Source organism: Gemmatimonas sp. (assembly GCF_036405635.1).
In the GTDB taxonomy this organism is placed as follows: Bacteria; Gemmatimonadota; Gemmatimonadetes; order Gemmatimonadales; family Gemmatimonadaceae; genus Gemmatimonas.
In genome coordinates, this window is record NZ_DASWXE010000206.1 from 1 (window position 1) to 16,645 (window position 16,645).

Genomic DNA, 16,645 nt, shown 5'->3' on the forward strand with positions numbered 1-16,645 from the left:
GGCGTCCAGAAATCACCCAAGGCGCGCACCCAATCGATCTCACCTTCGGCGATTTTATCGAGCTCCTCTTCCATCTGCGCGGTGAAGCCAACGTTGAACACGTCGGGGAATTTCTTCACCATCACCTTCTCCACGGTCTCACCAAGCGACGTGGGGAAGAAGCGACGCTGTTCGAGCGAGACGTAACGCCGCTCGACCAGCACCGAAATGATGGACGCGTAGGTGGACGGACGGCCGATACCGGCGCGCTCGAGCTCCTTGACCAGCGAGGCTTCGGAGAAGCGCGGCGGGGGTTCGGTGAAGTGCTGGGTGGGCGTGATCGCCTTCACCGGCACCTTTTCGTCGACCTCGAGCACGGGCAGTGCCTGTTCGTCTTCGAGCGCCTTGGCGTCGCCTTCTTCACGCGCTTCACGGTACAGCGCAAGGAAGCCTTGGAACTTCACGACCGAGCCGGTGGCGCGGAACAGGTAGCGGCGATCGCCCTCCTTCACCGGGATATCGAAGTCCACGGTGGTGGTGTCGAACACCGCTGGCGACATCTGCGACGCCATGAAGCGCTGCCAGATCAGCTGATAGAGCTTGAACTGATCGGCCGTCAGGTACTTCTGCACCTGCTCGGGCCGACGCGATGGATCCGTTGGGCGCACCCCTTCGTGGGCGTCCTGCGCGTTGGCCTTGCCGCTGGGATAGAGCTGCGGTGTGGGCGCGAGGAAGTCGTCCCCGAACTGTGCGCGCAGCGATTCACGCGCCGAGTTGGCGGCGTCTTCGGAAACGCGCGTGGAGTCGGTACGCATGTAGGTGATGAGGCCCGTGGCCCCATCGATGCCCACGTCGATGCCTTCGTACAGGTCCTGCGCGAGGCGCATGGTGCGCTTGGAGCCGAAGCCGAGCTTCTTGGCGGCTTCCTGCTGCAGCGTGGACGTGGTGAACGGCGCCGCCGGATTCTTGCGCCGTTCGCGGCGCTTCACCTCGGTGACGACGAACTCCTTGCGACCGGCGAGATCGGTGATGATGCGATCGGCTTCGGTGCCGTTGTGGATCTCGGGCTTTTTGCCGTCGACCTGGTGCAGCTTGGCGGTAAACGGCTGCTGTCCCTTCTGCAGATCGGCGGCGATGCTCCAGTACTCGACGGGTGTGAAGGCGCGAATCTCGCGCTCACGCTCGACGATGAGGCGCAGCGCCACGGTCTGCACGCGGCCGGCCGAGAGACCCTTCTTGACGGTCTTCCAGAGCACCGGACTGGCCTTGTAGCCGACCAGGCGATCGAGCACACGACGGGCCTGCTGGGCCTCGACTTTCTTGTTGTCGATGTCCATGGGCTTGGCCATGGACTTGTGCACGGCGTCCTTCGTGATCTCGTGGAACATCACGCGGCGAATGGGCGCCGAGACGGCGTGCCGCTTGGGCTGCGTGAAGTACTGCTCCACATGCCAACCGATCGCTTCACCTTCGCGATCAGGGTCGGTGGCGATGAAGATCTCGCGCGCGCCCTTGGCGACTTTCTTGAGATCCGTGAGGATGTCTTCCTTGCCCTCGATGGTGACGTACTCGGGGGCAAATCCGTGATCGATATCGATGCCGAGCTTCTTGGCGGGCAGGTCGCGCACATGCCCGACCGTGGCCTTGACCGTGTAACCGCGGCCGAGGTACTTGCCGATGGTCTTGGCCTTGGCTGGCGACTCGACGATGACCAGCGCGGTGCCACCTGCGGGAGCCGGCTCATCGTCTTCCGGCAGGTCCACGGCTTCGGCGCGTGCGGCCGCCTTGCGGGCGGTGGTCTTACCGGACGCAGTCTTTCGCACGGCCGCCTTGGAGACGGGCGTCTTGCGCGCAGGCGCCTTGGTCGCGGTCTTGGCCGCAACCTTGGTTGCCGCCTTTTTCGCGGGGGCCTTTGCAGCGGTCTTTTTCGTCGCCGCCTTCTTGGCGGCCTTCTTGATTGGCATCAGCTCAGTGAATCAGGGGGCGCTCGCGTCCCATGGCGCCGTCGTCGACCCCGAGATCCTCCGCGATGGCGCGGACATCCGACAGGGTGATGCGGCCATCGACATGGATCAGCGCGCGCTCCACAAGTTGCTCGAAGTCGATCAGACTCAGGGACCCCGCCCGGTGCAACGCAATGAGGTGGCCCCAGGCATCGGTCGAGAACCGACCACGCTCGTGAGGACCCTGTACCCGCAGGGATGGTTCCAGAGCACTGTTGGTACCGCCCCACGCCGGGGTCGGCACAGTATCGCTATACAGTAAGGAAAGGATCTCACCAATTTGACGCCGGCTGTATCCCTGCGACGAGAGATACGCCTCAACCTCCACCACATCGGTGTCGGCGGCAAATCTCTCCCGCAATTCGGCAAGAACAGGCGTCCAGCGATCGTCCATTTCCTAACCTATCGCCGGCATCCTTCCGTGGGCAAGCGCCACGATAGAATCTGTAATCGCTTGCGGTTCAACAACTTCCACATTCAGGATCGTATCAGCGCTATTGTAGAGCCCGGCTCTCGCATCCCACAGGGCCTGCATTTTTACTGACGGGTCCGCCTGCAGTAGCAGTGGTCTGGTGGTACGCGAGCGCGACAACCGGCGGACCGCTTCGGCCGGGGAAACCAGCAAATGAATCAGGCAGCCGGGGGGCCGGAGCATCGCGATCACCCCCGAATTGGTCACCCAGCCGCCACCGGGCGACAGGATCATCGGGGGGGCGGCGGAGAGTTCCCGGGTCAACTCGACCTCCATGCGCCGGAAGGCCGGTTCGCCCAGTTCCGCGAAGATGCGCGCCACCGACATGCCGGCACGGCGTTCGATCTCGAGGTCGAAGTCGAGAAACGGTCGGCCGAGCGCCTTCGCTACGGACCGCCCGACGGTGGTCTTCCCCGCCCCAGGCAGCCCCACCAAGACGATATGCCCGTCGATCTGGCGCGGTGCGTCGCTGACCACTGACCGGCTCAGCGCACGCGCTCGTCGAGCCGCGCCAGGTACGCGTCGAGATTCCGCTGCACCTCGGCCAGCGAGTCTCCACCGAACTTGTCGAGCACCGCGTCGGCGAGCACAAAGGCCGCCATGGCTTCGGCGATCACTCCCATCGCCGGAACGGCAGTCACATCGCTGCGTTCGGCCACAGCCTGCGCCGACTGGCCGGTCGCCACGTCGACCGTCCCCAATGGACGCATGAGCGTGGAGATGGGCTTCATGGCCACCCGGATCACCAGATCTTCGCCGGTGGTCATGCCGCCTTCGGTGCCACCGGCCCGATTGCTACGGCGCTGCACATGTCCCGCGCGGGTGCGGCCGAGCGCCGGCTCGATCTCGTCGTGCACTTCAGCGCCTGTGCGGCGGGCGGTTTCGAAGCCCATGCCGATCTCCACGCCCTTCACGGCCGGGATGGAGAGCATGGCCTGCCCGAGGCGACCATCGATACGGCGATCCCAGGAAACGTGGGATCCAAGGCCCACCGGCAGGCCGGTCACGACCACTTCGCAGATGCCGCCGAGCGTGTTGCCCTCTTTCTTGGCCGCGTCGATGCGCGTGATCATCTGCGCCTCGGCGTCCTTGTCGAGCGTGCGCAGGGGCGACGCGTCGGAGGCGGCATTGAGGTCTGCGGGCAGCGTTTCCGGGCGCGTGGCGTCCACCCCGCCAAGGTGCACGAGGTGCGACCCGATGTGCACGCCGAGTTCGCGCAGGAGCACACGGCAGATAGCCGACGCTGCGACGCGGCAGGTGGTCTCGCGGGCGGAGGCGCGTTCGAGAATGTCGCGTGCGTCGTCGCGATCGTACTTGAGGATGCCGGTCAGGTCGGCATGTCCCGGGCGCACACGGGTGACGTGACGCTTGCGAAGCCCGGCCGCGTCCGTTTCGCGAGGCGCCGGGTCCATGATCTCCTGCCAGTTCTTCCAATCGCTGTTGCGCACGAGCATGGAGATCGGCGAACCGAGGGTTTCGCCGGCGCGCACGCCGGAGAGGAACTCGATGCGGTCCGTTTCGATCTGCATGCGCCGTCCGCGTCCGTATCCCTGCTGCCGCCGCGCCAGTTCAGTGTCGACATCGGCGGCGAGGAGTGGGACGCCTGCGGGCATCCCCTCGAGCACGGAGACGAGTGCGGGTCCGTGGGACTCGCCAGCGGTGGTGAAGCGGAGGTTGGACATACCCCGGAACGTAGACGGGAGGAGGGCTCGGCTGTAGGGCGGCGCCCGGGAGTCCCGTTGGGATCCCCGTTTGCCACCCGCACATGCCGTGCGCCTCCTCCCGTACTGTGCCGTCGGTGCCCTGATCAAGGGCACCGACGGGGCTATCGACTACAAACAGGTCGTCGTGAAGGTGTCCGGCAGAGCCACCATGGTCACGCCACGGACGGTCGCGCCGATCAACATGAGCTGACCGTTGGGGCGTACTGCGGCACGCACCGGTCCGATCATCGGGTCACGGACGGCGATCGATGCGATCTTACGGTAGCAATAGGTGTCGAAAACGTCGATCACCGGATCGCTCGAGGCGACAAAGGCAAGACGAGTCCGCAAAACCGTAGACCGCGGCCCTGCGTTCTGTGGGTGGAAATCCAGCCCACCCGTACTGGGCTTCGACTCCAGAATGCCCTGCAATCGCAGCGTGGGATCGAACACATAGGTCGAGTCGCCCTTCACCGCACTCAACTCGCCGTCGAAGTTGATGCCAACGCCCTGTACACGAGCGAACGTGTTGGAAATAAAGTCCGTCACGTCAATCGGCCGGGAGATACCGCGATCGATGACGGGAAGCGGCGGGGTACGATCGAAGCCCATCGTGGCATCGTACATCATCGCCCGGCTGCCGAGCACGGCACCACCTTCACCGAACACCGCGCGCCGGAAGTTGCCGGAGCTGCGAACAAAGGTGGTATCTCGGAAGGCCAAATAGTCGAGTCGACCAACGATGGAGTACTCCCAAGTCGTTCCGTCTGCTCGTCTCACCGTCTGCTTGTATGGCAGAAGGACCGAATCCGAACCGACACCTGCGGCAGCGAAGCGCACGATTTCAAGAGTATCAGACCGTCCTTCGCTCTGCCCGATCGCCTGCTCGAAGAAGAAGTGCGACGATTGCTTCGAAAGGTTCTCCCAGCGAATCGTACCCATCTTCGGGAACGGGCCACTTTGCCCAGGCGTCGGCGTGGTCGAGTACACCGCCACCACGTCTTCGCACGGAGAGGTCGGGGTGAGACCACCAGTGCAGGTGCCCGCCACGAACTGCGGGCGATCACTGAAGTCGTAGGCCGTTCGCTGCGTGATGATCTGGTCTGTGGTGGCAGACCGCGTCGACGTGATCGAGTAAACCATCAGATTCGGCAGCGGGTACCGATAGACTTCGCGTCCGTTGGATCCCGCACGCAGATCCACATAACTCAGGTTCGTACCACCCGAGTTGGCGACGATCAAGGTATCCCCCACATCGCCGCTGCGATTTCGCGGCCACGTTGCGAGCCCCCATGGACGCGAACCCACTGCAATCGGAGAACCGAAAGTGGAATCCGCGACATTGAACACCTCGAGCCAATTGCGCTCGATGTTGGTGAGGTACAAGCGATCGTTGCGTGAGAAGTAGAGCGCATCAGCCACCTGGCCGCCCTGTGGCAGCGACCGCGTGTGCCCCGCCACAACGAGCACCGTATCCTGACGCAGCGCGCCGTTAGTGAGGCGGGCGACATCCCGTCGACCATTGGCGTTCCGAGCGAAACCGTACACCGCGACTTGTGTCGGAAACACCGTTACGGGGATCCGGGTGCGGAATGTGCGGACCAACGTGGAGAAGGCCCCCGTTGACGACACAGAGTCGGCCGCCAGGAGCTGGCCCGTGGTGCTGCGCACTTCGTAGCCGAGGGTGGAGATGCCGACCGGATCGGTGCCTTCGACAAAGATGGTGTCACTCACTTCCACGCGGCGCGCAACACCAGTGCGGACCACCGGCACCGTATTCGCATTGGCCGGGCTCTGGACGGCATACGACACCGCCGTACCCGGGACACGCTGGTTGAGCGAGTCGATCACGAACGGCGTCACCTGAATGGTGGCACCGCGTACCGAGTCGGGGATGACGAGGGTGTCGAGCATGCCCACCGAGTCACGGAGCGGAGACGAGTACTGCACCGAGTCACGCGTGTTGTAGGCACCGGTGATCTGATAGCCGAGCGTGCGGACCTTGTAACGCGCCTTGCCGGACAGCGACAGCACCAGCGCCTTGCCACTCACGACGGGCGAGTTGGCGACCGGGCTGGTGATGAGCGATACGGGCGGCTCGAGGTTGCCGACCGTCAGGGACACCCGTGAGGTATCCGAGCTGTTGCCGGCTCCGTCCACGGCGACGGCGCGAGCGGTGACCGTGGCGCCGATCGGAGCGTTGGAGGGCACACGGACATTCACGTACAGTGTCAGTGTGGTCACCGCGCTTGTCATCGTGGTGTCGTAGGCGGCAGTGATGCCTCCTTCGAGCATCAGATGCACACGCTTGAGACCGATGTTGTCGCGGGCATTGATCGTGACGGCCAGCAAGGAGTCGGCCGTGGCATTGCCCTTGGCAACGGCCACCGTCGGCTTGATGGAGTCCTTGAACGGCGGGTCGATGACTTCGTCGCCACTGCAGGCGCCGAGGGCCAGGGAGGCCCCGATGGCGACCAGCGACGCGAGGCGACGCGTCAGGCTGGGGCGCGTCGATGCGCGCCCGGTGTTGTGTGAATTCATGATGGCAGCGTCCTTGGTCGCGTTAACGGCCTGGGGGCGTTACGCCTTCGTCCAGGATGTGCGGCGTGACCAGGATGAGCAGGTCGCGCTTGGTCTCGTTTTTGGTGTTCTGCGAGAAGAGCCGGCCGACGAACGGAAGATTCATGAGCACGGGGATGCCGCTGCGGAAGCGCGTCGTTTCGGTCACCGTGAGTCCGCCGATGACAGCAGCTTCACCGTCCGCCACCAGCACCTGCGATTCGGCGCGCTGGCGGTTGAAGATGACACCCACATCCGTGGCCGAGATTTCGGCGCTCGAGTTTTCCGCCTTGATGTTCAGCATCACCATCTTGTTGTTGGTGATCTGCGGCGTCACTGACAGCTTGATGCCGGCTTCTTCCTTGGACACAGTCGCGCGTGGGAAGAAGGCCGCCGCGTTGGGCTGCCCCGCAGCGCCACCACCGCCGCCACCGCCACCGCCGCCACCCTGTCCGCCGCCGCCGGACGAGGCGTCGATGACGCGGATCGGGATTTCCTGGCCGACGAAGATCTCGGCGCTGCGATTGTTCAGGATGGTGATGCTGGGCTCCGACTGTACGTCGGCCAGCGATGATGTCTGGAGGGCGTTCAAGAACGCGGTCAACTGATAGCGACCGAGGGCCGTGCTGTAGATCAGATTCAGTGCGTTGGGCTTGATCGCGTTGTTGGCATTCGCGATACCGGCGATGGCGTTGCCACCGAGGTTGATGCGCGCAGGGCCTTCATACGGCGACCCACCACCCATCGCATCCGGTACACCATCACCATCAGTATCAACTGGCGTCAGCGTGTTCGGATCGGTACGCGGCACGAGCTGCTGGAAGAACTGCTTGTTGCCGGTGCCGAGGTCGTACGCGAGGCCGATGTCCTGGATACCGGTGCGATTGACGAAAACGATCTTGGCCTTGATGGCCACCTGCGGCGTACGGATGTCGAGCTGCTGCAGGCGGGCCACGATCTCGGGGAGGCGCGAGGGCACTTCCGTGATGATCAGTTTGTTGGTTGCGCTGTCGGCGGCGACCGATCCGCGCACCACACAACCCTGTCCGCCCATCTGATTCTGCTGCCCGTTGCCACTGCCGTTGCCCTGCGCCATGCCGACACCCATGTCCCGGCCCGTTGCCGCGGTGCTCATGCCGGTGCAATCGCGTGCCAGCAGGGACTGCACCGTTCCGCGCAGCACGGTGGCCTTGGCGTAGTTCACGTCGACGATCTGGGTGATCAACGGCTCGAGGGCCTGGTTCTGCGCCAGATTGCGATAGCTGTCAACGGCGATGATGCCGCTGGCATCTTCGGTGGCGGCGAGGCCCTGCGCTTGCAGGATGGCCTGCAGCGCGACGTCCCATGGCTTGTCGGCGATGTCTGCCGTCACCACACCCTGCACATCCTTGCCGACCACGATGGTGCGGCCGGAGAAAGTGGCAAATGCGGCAATCACGTCGCGAATGTCCGTGCCATCGTAACTGACGGTGATGCGCGGCTTCGGCTGCGCCTGGCGACGCGTGCTGTTGACCGCGACTGGCGCGGCCTTCGGCAGTTCGGTCGGAACCGGCTCTGCCTTGACCACTTCCACCTTGGGCGCTTCAACCTTCGGTGCCTCGACCTTCGGCGCTTCCGTCATGAGTGCGACGGGCGTCGCCGGCACGATTGCCGCAGGTACGTCCAGGTGACCAGCTGCCACGGCCGTCGTGGTGCGCACGGTGTTGTTGCTGGCCCAGGGCGCGAAGGCCATGGCCGGTGCGGTCAGCGCGATGCGCACGCTGTTACCGTCGCGCTGCACGGTGTAGCGGCGCGAGACGTCGAGATCGATGACGAGGCGCACCGTGTCGGCACGGTACTGCGAAAGACGCACGTTGCGAATCGGGCCACGGGCCTTGCCGTCATACGCGGTGCGCACGGCGAGGTTCGCACCGCCGAGGTCGACGACGATGCGTGACGGGCCTTCGAGCGAGAAATGGGCGAGCGTCAAGCCGGAGTCCGCGGCGATGACAACATCCGCGCCACCAGCGGCCGGCGCGACTTCGACGGCGTGCACGCGTCCGCGGATCGGCGCACCATCTTCATGGGTGATGGCCTTGGCGGCCGAGGGGGCGGTTGTCGCCGGGGTGCTGGGCGCGAAGCCATACACCAGAAGGGCGGCAGTTACCGCTACGGTCGTCGGTCCCATCATGGGTTCCTCACTTTCGTCGTGTCGCTGCTCAGAGACAGCGTTTCCTGCCGATTGAATCCGAATTCTTCGATGGTGAACTGCACCGCCTTCTGGCGGATCGCGCTGACGCGGAGGCGTCCAAGCTGCTGACCCACGCGAATGCGGTACTGGAGCTTCGAGTAGCTGTCGCGCAGGATGGCGACGGAATTCTGGCCGTCGGGATCGAACGCCACTGCCGTCAAGCGGAGGTCACTGAGCAGCGGACGCACGTCGCTGCTGGACATGAGCGACTTGTACGGATCACGGCGACCGCCCCCGCTGTACGAGAACACTTCGCGATGCAGCGTGATTTCAGTGGCCGGCGCTGGAGCCGCACCCTTGCGAGCCGCCGCGGCCGCACCGACGGTGCTCACGGTGCCGGCGGCTTCCGCAGAGACGACGCGCGCAGGCGTGGCGGGCTTGGTATCTACAACACCCTGCGCGACGAGCGCCTGGGGTGCAGCGATCATCATCGCCGCCACGGCGAGACGGGACATGGTGCTACCGATCACGAGGCACGCTCCTTGGCCTTCGGGGCTGGGGTCGTCTTCTCGACATAAGTCTGCAGCGTGATAGTCGACGCGAGGGCGCCCTTCTCAGAGGTGCGAACCTGTCCGGGGCGATACGTGCCAGCCGCTCCGGAAGCGATGGAGAAGTTCACCGGTGCCACGATGCGAGGCAGAGAACCGACGTTGGCGAGGAACTCGCCGAACTGGTGATAGCCGCCGATGATGGTGACCGTGTATCGATAGGTGTCGAAGCGATCCCCGATGATGACGGGCTCGGGCACCACGCCGCCAACATCGAGGCCGGCACGACGAGCCGCCGTGCTGACTTCCTCGAGTAGGGCGGGCACTTCGTTGCCGGTGGGCACGAGGCGACGCATGACGGTGAGTGCCGAGCGGTTCTCGGCGGCCTGCGTCCGTAGCGTCTCGATGCTGCCGGAAGCGAACTCACGCGCGGCGCGCTGGTTCGCACCTTCGATGACGGAGATGCGCGCCTCGTCGAGCGCGAGCTGCTCGTCCTTGGCGGTGTGGGGGTACATCCAGTACAGGACGGCGAGCGCGATCCCGGCGAAGCCAATGAGAAGCTTCACCTGGTCGCGCTGACTGATGGGGGCAAGGGCCATGGTGATCTCTGGTCAGCGCACGGGAACAACGAGCGGCGACGTCTGCACGACGCCAGCGGGCGGAACTTCATAGGCAGCCGTCAACTCGAACTGCGTGACGTCCTTTCCGTCGACAATCACGATTTCGGACTTCGTGAGAGACACGGCCTGCACGAACGGCGAGCTCTCAAGCTGCCGCATGAACATCGTGAGCGCCTGGATATCGACGGTCTGGCCAACCACACGGAAGGTGAGCGGCGGATGTACATCCACCGTATCCGGCTTGGCCTCAGCGTCCTTCTTCGCCGCCGCGTCTGCCACCTTCGCCTCGGTATCAGTGCCCGGTGGGAGCGGCGTCTTGCTGGTCTGTTCGATGGTGGTCAACCAGGTGTACGCGGGCAGCGCGCGGCTGACTTCATCGAGGATGTGTGCCCAGTTGTAGCGATTGTCATCGATGGTGCGGATGATCTGCAGCTGGCGGTGCACGGAGTCACGTTCAGCTGTGAGGCGATGGCGTGCGTCGAGCACCTTGGCGTAGCGGGTCGAGTCACGCAGCGCGCGTTCGAGACGGACATCGAGCTCACTCGCACGTGCACTCTGACTGGTGAACAACACAGCTACCACGGCGATTGCCGCGACGACCGACGCTGCCGAACCCAGCAGGAACGGGTCACGGATGTTGGCGGCAATCGATGCCAGTGAGCTGGGCAACGCGAAGCCACCGGCGTTGCGGGCTCCCTTGCGAGCACCAGGAGCGAGGTTGATTTCGAGCATCATGGCGTAGATCCTCAGGCCGCGCGGAGCGCGAGTCCCACCGGCAGCATCAGCAGCGGTGCCACTTCATCGGTGGACAGAAATTCCAGCGCGCCTTCGCGCACCGTGAGCTTGGCCAGCGCGTTCGCCGGCTGTACCGGGATGCGGAGGCGATCGGACAACCAGGGCAACAGGCCTGGAACGCGCGCACCGCCGCCGCAGGCGTACACCGCACGGATCTGCCCGAAGCTACGTGACGAGGTCGCGAGGAATGTCGCGGCGCGCTCTACACCGACTGCGAGCTCTTCGCCGCGCATGGCGATGGCGTTGTCGAGAACGGACTGCCGATCGAAGCTGCGAATCAGATCCTCAGCCTCGTCGGCGCTCAGCCCTTGTTCACGCTGCAGGTCCTCGCGAAAGCGGCGGGTGCCCACGCCGAGGTCACGCGTGAGGATGGGCACGCCATCATCGAGAATATTGAGGTTCGTGACCTCGTTTCCGATGTTGAGCAGCGCCACCGTGCCATTCATGGCATCGGGATAGTTCGTTTCGAAGGCGTTGTGCAAGGCGAACGCATCGACATCGATCACCGCAGCGGCCGCACCCGCTTCCTGCAGGAGGCTCTGTTTCGACTCGACCAGTTCACGCTTGGCCGCGACAAGCAACACGCTCATGTCGAGTCCATCGCCATCGGGGTCGAGTACCTGGAAATCGAGTTCGACGGAATCCATGTCGAACGGCACATGCTGCTCCGCCTCCCATCGCATGAGCTCCCGGGCCTGCGCTTCCTTCACGCGCTCCATGGAGATCTTTTTGACAATGACATCACGGCCGCCGACAGCGGTCACGATGTGCTTGGTCTTGATGCCGGTTGCCAAGATGGTCTGGCGAATGGCATCTGCGACGATCCCATGGTCCATGACTTCGCCTTCGACGATCGCCGTGTCGTTGAGCGGCGTGATGACGACTTTAGCCAACTCGGGCGTGCCGTTGCTGTGGTCGATGACCACAGCCTTCACGAGTCCGGAGCCGACATCCAGTCCGACAGTCAGTTTCTTGCGGCCGAAGAGCGCCATGGGAGTGAGTGGTTGCAGCGTGAGTGCATGTTTGCACATGCGGGTGTCTCGCCGTGGGCCCATCCGACGGGACAGATTGACCTGCACAATCCGGTCATGTCTCCCTTGAAACGACCCGAGCCTCACGAGGTAACGGCTGCCCCTAGGAGGACGGCCGGTACGGCTGCCCACACCGTGATACTGGAGGCCTATTTCGGCCACACCGTCGGTCGGCCGTTCTGACCGGCTTGTGTCCACTCGATGGTGGTCGTGAGCGTCCTGCGTGGGCTCCGCACGTACCGCAGCGGTTCAAGGCGCGCCGGGATTCCACAGTTGAAACGGCGCCATTCGCGGGGTCGCCACCGTGGCGAGAGCCATGCCGACGCGACAGCGATCGAACTGCACACGTGTCGCATGCCCCAGTGTTGCAATCACTTGCCCGACAGCACCTCCATTCCCCAGCACCACCACCGCACCGTGCACAGTGAGCGCTCCCCCGCGTGCATCGAGAGCACCGCTTACCACCAGGAGCCCTTCCAGCGCGAGTGTTCCTGTGAGCACCAGATCACCGTCGATGAGGAGTAGCCCGCGATGATGGCTGTTCCCGTTGAGGCGGATGACGGGCCCCTGCAGTGACAGCAATTGCCAGTTGGGTGATGTACTGCCTGTGACGTTGACGGGAGCGGGGTCTGCCGAACGTGAGACGACGGGGCCAAGCCGCAGTGCTGTGAGGCGCAACCGGTCAAGTCCGGGAAGATCATCAGATGTGAGTGGTGAGCGCTGGGGCAGCGTCCAACCGTTCACTGTCTCAGGACTCACATCGTACGCCGTCACGGATCCAACGCTCAGCGTGTCGCGATCAGCTCCACACGGCGATGCCGCGTCGTTCAGATCGACCCCTGACAGTAGAGTGGGATCGCGTGCGGTGACGTCGCCTGCAGCGGTCAGCGCCGCCGTCAGATTGGCATCAGGCGGCTCAAGCCACACGATGTTCTGCGCATGCCGACGCATCTCCACTGCGTGTCGAGGATCGCGATAGCGCGCGTCGACATCCAACACCGCCACGAGGGGGTGTGTGCGGCGCACGGTGAGTGTCAGGCGGTCGCCTTGCGTCGCGACAGTGGTTCGCGTGATTCCCGCTGACAGCGGATGTGCCCAGAGTGAATCGGCGCGCCATCGGTCCATGGCCAATGCGAGCGCAGCATTGGCCGCCATGGCAAGGCGCTGCGCATGGGCGGCGCGATCGACAGCACTGGCGTCACGGATGGTGACTGTGACAAAGGTGAGGGCCATGATGCCGACGGCACCGAGTGCGATGATGACAAACGGTAGCGTAAATCCCGCGCGTACGGGTGCGGGCATATCGGTCGGGCTTGTTGCGGATGTGCGGGTCGCCGCGGCGTTCACTCGCCCGCACGTTGTCACGGCAAAGTTGGTGTTCATGGTGATGGCACCGCGCGTGCGGAAGCTGCGGCACCGCGCATGGCGATCTCGAAATGCACGGATTCATCGGCGGCGACTGGAGTCATGCTGACGGTGCGTGGTGCGTGCAGTTTCACGACCAAAGCGGCTGCCGAATCCGTCGCAGATGTGATGCTGCCCATGGCGTTCACGAGGTGCACGCGCATACCACGTTTTGCGTAGGACTGCAGGGGGCCGGCGAGTGGCTGTACGCCATCCCATGTGTGGGCGTCGCGGGTACGCCTGCCGAGCCACCAGTGCGTTCCGCTGCGGTAGTGGGAGTAGCGAGTGAGCCGCTGCAGTCGAGCTGGCGTTCCGACGAGGAAGGTCCCCGGGCCGACTCCAGCAATAGGGATGTTCCACCGTGCCTGGTTGGTGTCTGCGCCACAGGAACCGCGGCCGGTGGACGTTGCCGTTGCCAGTACGGTTGTCCGCACCGAGGTTGGCCGCGCCGTCGGTGAACGCCCTCCGCGCCATAGCGTGATGATGTCGCCAGCGCGCAAGCCGGCGAGCCAGAGTCTATCAGCATCCGCAATCGTCACGGTGACAGACCCAGTGGGATCGACGGCGCAGCTACGGGCGATCCCAAGGTGCGCCCGGAACTCGATGAGCGAATCGGCGACGCTCACCACGTCCTCTGCATTGAGGGATGCGAGATCGGTTTCCATGGTCAGCCGTGCGTGTCGCAGTTCGCGGACAGCACCGCTACGTGACTCGGATGTGCGCACATGCTGCGCCTGCCGCACCAGGATCACCGCTGCCAGTGCCGCGACGAGGATGGCGAGCGGCAGCGCAACGGTGAGTTCGACGAGGGTGAAACCGCGACGGGCGACAGCGGCACTCATGGGTCGCACCGGAATGCGGCGGTCAGGATTCGCTCGTGCTGGCGGGTGTCGCCGACAGCGAGGGCGGAGACCGTCCACATCGAGCGTGTGCTGAGGCCATGGAGAGCGCCATTGGCCTCCGGCACGACCGTCATGTCCAGGCGCACGGGCAGGGTGGGCATCCAGTGCCCAGGGCTCCCGTTGGCACAGGTGGCGCGGATCCACCGCTGGTGCACCAGATCCACCGTCCCGAGCGTGGCGTCCACCTGCAACGCTCGATCAAGCGTGGTAGCGCTACTGCTGGCGATGAGTTGCAGCAGCGCGGCGGCGCCTGCCAACAGCACCAGAGACACCAGGCATTCCACGAGCACCGTGCCCCCACGATTGGTGGGAGCGGGACGCTTCAGTGCGGTGGCGGTGTGACACGGAGGATTCGACATGGGACCACAGTAGGTTTCCCCTGCCGATGTTGTGTCACCAGAACGTCGCGGGACTTACCCTGGCAACGCCGTTGCATCCGGCACCACGGCACGCATGCCGCTACCGTGCAGTGGCAGCAGGATCACAAAGGCGGCCCCGCCTTCGCGTGCACGTTGCACCCACACGGTACCGCCCAGATTTTCGATCGTACTGGCCACGATGGCCAATCCCAAACCGGTTCCCTTGCCGGGCTGCTTGGTGGAGAAGAACGGCTCGAAGATCCGCTCCTCATCTTCCGGTGCCACGCCAGTCCCGGAGTCAGCCATCACGATCTGAAGAAACCGAGCCGGTGACTCGGGGCGGGCGAGCCAGGCCAGTGCTCGCTTGCTCGGGCGATGCGCCCAGCGCTGCGGTGCGGGGTCGGTACGACGCTTCTCAATCGAATCGGCAAACGCACTGGCCTCATTGATGCGCGAACGGATGACCACCTCACCTTCGCGATCCATGGCATCCACGGCATTCAGCAGCAGATTCACGAACACCTGCTCCAGATCATGCCGTTCTGCGTACACCACGCCATCGGGCGCTTCGAGCTCACGCGAGATGCGAAAGCGGCGGGTCAGCCCCTGGTCGGCGAGCAGCCGCAGCACATCGGTGATGACCTCATCAACCGCGATGGGCTTGGGCGTGAGGCGGCGTGGCCGGGCATAGTCGAGGAGCCCACGCATGATGCGATCGATGCGGGTGATCTCCCGCTCGAGGGCATCGATCGGTTCGGTAGTGCCAGGCACCTGCGACGTCCGCATACGCAACACATGCGCATAGTTCGCAATGGCCGCCACCGGATTGCCGATCTCGTGCGAGATGCCGGCAGCGATTCGGCCCATCGTCGCGAGCTTTTCCACGCGCATGCGGGACTGCGTCGCCGCGAGCATCTGCTCGGTCATGCGATTGATGCTCGTGGCCAACTGATCGAATTCACGCGTTTCCGCCCTGGGCACGATGCGGTTGCTGTCGCCGCCCGCGATGGCTTCGGCCACCTCTACCGATTCGGCCAGCGGTCGCTCGACATGCCGTGCGACCTGGCGTCGCAGCACGGAGGCGAAGACGATCACCACCAGCAACACGAGGAGCGCGACGACCGGCCATCGCGTGGCATGGGGTAGTTCCTCGGTCACCCACATCGTCACGATGATGGCCAGAATCGTCGGCGCGCAGGCCACAGCGAGCACGCGCTGCAGCCGATCGTGAATCCGTGGGCGGGTGGGTTCGGTCACGCCGTTCAGGATGCGTGCTCGGCGTCCGAGTGGCAACCGTCACTTTTGTATGAACGTGACGTGGCGCATTGCACCAAGGTCCATCAAACGGCAAAGGGGCCGGGCTTTCGCCCGACCCCCTCCCCCAATCCGGTGCAACTCGTCAGACGAGCCGGCCGTCGGTATTGCGTGTTGCGGACCTGCTTACTTGCAGGTGGTGCCGCCCGGCTCGCCTTCGGCGAGTGCCGCCGGCTTGCCCGTGCCGACGCCGATTTCGCAGCTCGAACCTGCAGCGTTCGTGTGCGTCGCCGTGGCCGACCAGCCCGTGGCCGAAAGCGTGCCCGGGGCGATCGCGACGCCCGACGAGCCGACGGTCGGCATGGCCCAACCCACATACGTGTTGTTCTCAGAGAAGAACGCTTCGCCGGCCGAGACCAGGTTCTTCAGGTCGGACTTCATGGCGGTGATGTAGGCCTTCTTCTTCGTGTCGTTGAACTTCGGGATCGCGATCGCGGCCAGGATGCCGATGATGACGACGACAATCAGGAGTTCGATGAGCGTGAAGCCCTTGCGCGTGCGGTTCATGGTGTTCTCCAGTTTGGGGGGGTTCGGCAAGTCCGCCGGTAGTGGCGAGCCTTGCGACACCGACGCATATGGCAACAGCCTTGCCACAGCATCTGGCACAATAGAACCCGTTGTCATTCAACGACTTGCATCATTTCTTCGCACACCTGGCCATTTCATTTCCGCTGGTGTTTCGCAAGAATCCTTGCAGCGTGCAACAGCTGAGCGCCCCCACGAGGATAGGTCGTGGCACGGGCCTGTGCCGGGAATGAAACAGCCGGTCTCCGTACGTGACGGACA

At 64.4% G+C, this 16,645-nt stretch carries 15 protein-coding genes; all 15 read right to left on the bottom strand.

From position 1 onward, the window contains the following. Positions 1-1,943: type I DNA topoisomerase (gene topA, locus VGE27_RS16100; protein WP_331050696.1), on the bottom strand; the 1,943-nt coding region annotated here is incomplete at its 3' end. Positions 1,944-1,947: 4 nt separating this feature from the next. Beyond that, positions 1,948-2,376, bottom strand: a complete 429-nt coding sequence (locus VGE27_RS16105; RefSeq protein WP_331050697.1) for a DUF494 family protein — start codon at positions 2,374-2,376, stop codon at positions 1,948-1,950. A 3-nt stretch (positions 2,377-2,379) separates the two neighbouring features. After that, entirely contained in the window at positions 2,380-2,931 is a 552-nt protein-coding gene (locus VGE27_RS16110; RefSeq protein ID WP_331050698.1) for a shikimate kinase, read from the bottom strand. Positions 2,932-2,939: 8 nt separating this feature from the next. Then, positions 2,940-4,136 carry a chorismate synthase gene (gene aroC / locus VGE27_RS16115; protein ID WP_331050699.1) on the bottom strand — a complete coding sequence of 399 codons (1,197 nt, stop codon included), beginning with the start codon at positions 4,134-4,136 and terminating at the stop codon, positions 2,940-2,942. A gap of 150 nt (positions 4,137-4,286) precedes the next feature. Beyond that, the gene (locus tag VGE27_RS16120) at positions 4,287-6,698 is read right to left on the bottom strand and encodes a hypothetical protein (protein WP_331050700.1); all 2,412 of its coding nucleotides are present in this window, start codon (positions 6,696-6,698) and stop codon (positions 4,287-4,289) included. 22 nt (positions 6,699-6,720) lie between these two features. Next, positions 6,721-8,886 carry an AMIN domain-containing protein gene (locus VGE27_RS16125; protein ID WP_331050701.1) on the bottom strand — a complete coding sequence of 722 codons (2,166 nt, stop codon included), beginning with the start codon at positions 8,884-8,886 and terminating at the stop codon, positions 6,721-6,723. Next, entirely contained in the window at positions 8,883-9,416 is a 534-nt protein-coding gene (locus VGE27_RS16130) for a hypothetical protein (RefSeq protein WP_331050702.1), read from the bottom strand. Before VGE27_RS16130 ends, VGE27_RS16125 begins: the two co-directional genes overlap by 4 nt. Beyond that, positions 9,413-10,033: a type 4a pilus biogenesis protein PilO gene (locus VGE27_RS16135; RefSeq protein WP_331050703.1), complete on the bottom strand. Its 621-nt coding sequence runs from the start codon at positions 10,031-10,033 to the stop codon at positions 9,413-9,415. The genes VGE27_RS16130 and VGE27_RS16135 overlap by 4 nt, the downstream gene beginning before the upstream one ends. Before the next feature lie 12 nt (positions 10,034-10,045). Continuing rightward, entirely contained in the window at positions 10,046-10,789 is a 744-nt protein-coding gene (locus VGE27_RS16140) for a PilN domain-containing protein (RefSeq protein ID WP_331050704.1), read from the bottom strand. A gap of 11 nt (positions 10,790-10,800) precedes the next feature. Next, entirely contained in the window at positions 10,801-11,841 is a 1,041-nt protein-coding gene (gene pilM, locus VGE27_RS16145; protein WP_331050705.1) for a type IV pilus assembly protein PilM, read from the bottom strand. Positions 11,842-12,129: 288 nt separating this feature from the next. Continuing rightward, positions 12,130-13,182, bottom strand: a complete 1,053-nt coding sequence (locus VGE27_RS16150; protein WP_331050706.1) for a hypothetical protein — start codon at positions 13,180-13,182, stop codon at positions 12,130-12,132. Positions 13,183-13,259: 77 nt separating this feature from the next. Next, the gene (locus tag VGE27_RS16155; RefSeq protein WP_331050707.1) at positions 13,260-14,126 is read right to left on the bottom strand and encodes a hypothetical protein; all 867 of its coding nucleotides are present in this window, start codon (positions 14,124-14,126) and stop codon (positions 13,260-13,262) included. Then, positions 14,123-14,545 (bottom strand): hypothetical protein, encoded by a 423-nt coding sequence (locus VGE27_RS16160; protein ID WP_331050708.1) that lies wholly within the window; start codon positions 14,543-14,545, stop codon positions 14,123-14,125. Before VGE27_RS16160 ends, VGE27_RS16155 begins: the two co-directional genes overlap by 4 nt. 54 nt (positions 14,546-14,599) lie before the next feature. Beyond that, positions 14,600-15,802 carry a sensor histidine kinase gene (locus tag VGE27_RS16165; RefSeq protein ID WP_331050709.1) on the bottom strand — a complete coding sequence of 401 codons (1,203 nt, stop codon included), beginning with the start codon at positions 15,800-15,802 and terminating at the stop codon, positions 14,600-14,602. Positions 15,803-15,985: 183 nt separating this feature from the next. Beyond that, positions 15,986-16,366 (bottom strand): type IV pilin protein, encoded by a 381-nt coding sequence (locus VGE27_RS16170; protein ID WP_331050710.1) that lies wholly within the window; start codon positions 16,364-16,366, stop codon positions 15,986-15,988. Between the last annotated feature and the right edge of the window lie 279 nt (positions 16,367-16,645).

Excerpts from the sequence above, each read along its gene's own strand:
- VGE27_RS16105 (WP_331050697.1), bottom strand. The coding sequence starts at position 2,376 with ATGGACGATCGCTGGACGCCTGTTCTTGCCGAATTGCGGGAGAGATTT.
- aroC (WP_331050699.1), bottom strand. The coding sequence starts at position 4,136 with ATGTCCAACCTCCGCTTCACCACCGCTGGCGAGTCCCACGGACCCGCA.
- VGE27_RS16120 (WP_331050700.1), bottom strand. The coding sequence starts at position 6,698 with ATGAATTCACACAACACCGGGCGCGCATCGACGCGCCCCAGCCTGACG.
- VGE27_RS16125 (WP_331050701.1), bottom strand. The coding sequence starts at position 8,886 with ATGATGGGACCGACGACCGTAGCGGTAACTGCCGCCCTTCTGGTGTAT.
- VGE27_RS16135 (WP_331050703.1), bottom strand. The coding sequence starts at position 10,033 with ATGGCCCTTGCCCCCATCAGTCAGCGCGACCAGGTGAAGCTTCTCATT.
- VGE27_RS16140 (WP_331050704.1), bottom strand. The coding sequence starts at position 10,789 with ATGATGCTCGAAATCAACCTCGCTCCTGGTGCTCGCAAGGGAGCCCGC.
- pilM (WP_331050705.1), bottom strand. The coding sequence starts at position 11,841 with ATGGCGCTCTTCGGCCGCAAGAAACTGACTGTCGGACTGGATGTCGGC.
- VGE27_RS16150 (WP_331050706.1), bottom strand. The coding sequence starts at position 13,182 with ATGCCCGCACCCGTACGCGCGGGATTTACGCTACCGTTTGTCATCATC.
- VGE27_RS16155 (WP_331050707.1), bottom strand. The coding sequence starts at position 14,126 with ATGAGTGCCGCTGTCGCCCGTCGCGGTTTCACCCTCGTCGAACTCACC.
- VGE27_RS16160 (WP_331050708.1), bottom strand. The coding sequence starts at position 14,545 with ATGTCGAATCCTCCGTGTCACACCGCCACCGCACTGAAGCGTCCCGCT.
- VGE27_RS16170 (WP_331050710.1), bottom strand. The coding sequence starts at position 16,366 with ATGAACCGCACGCGCAAGGGCTTCACGCTCATCGAACTCCTGATTGTC.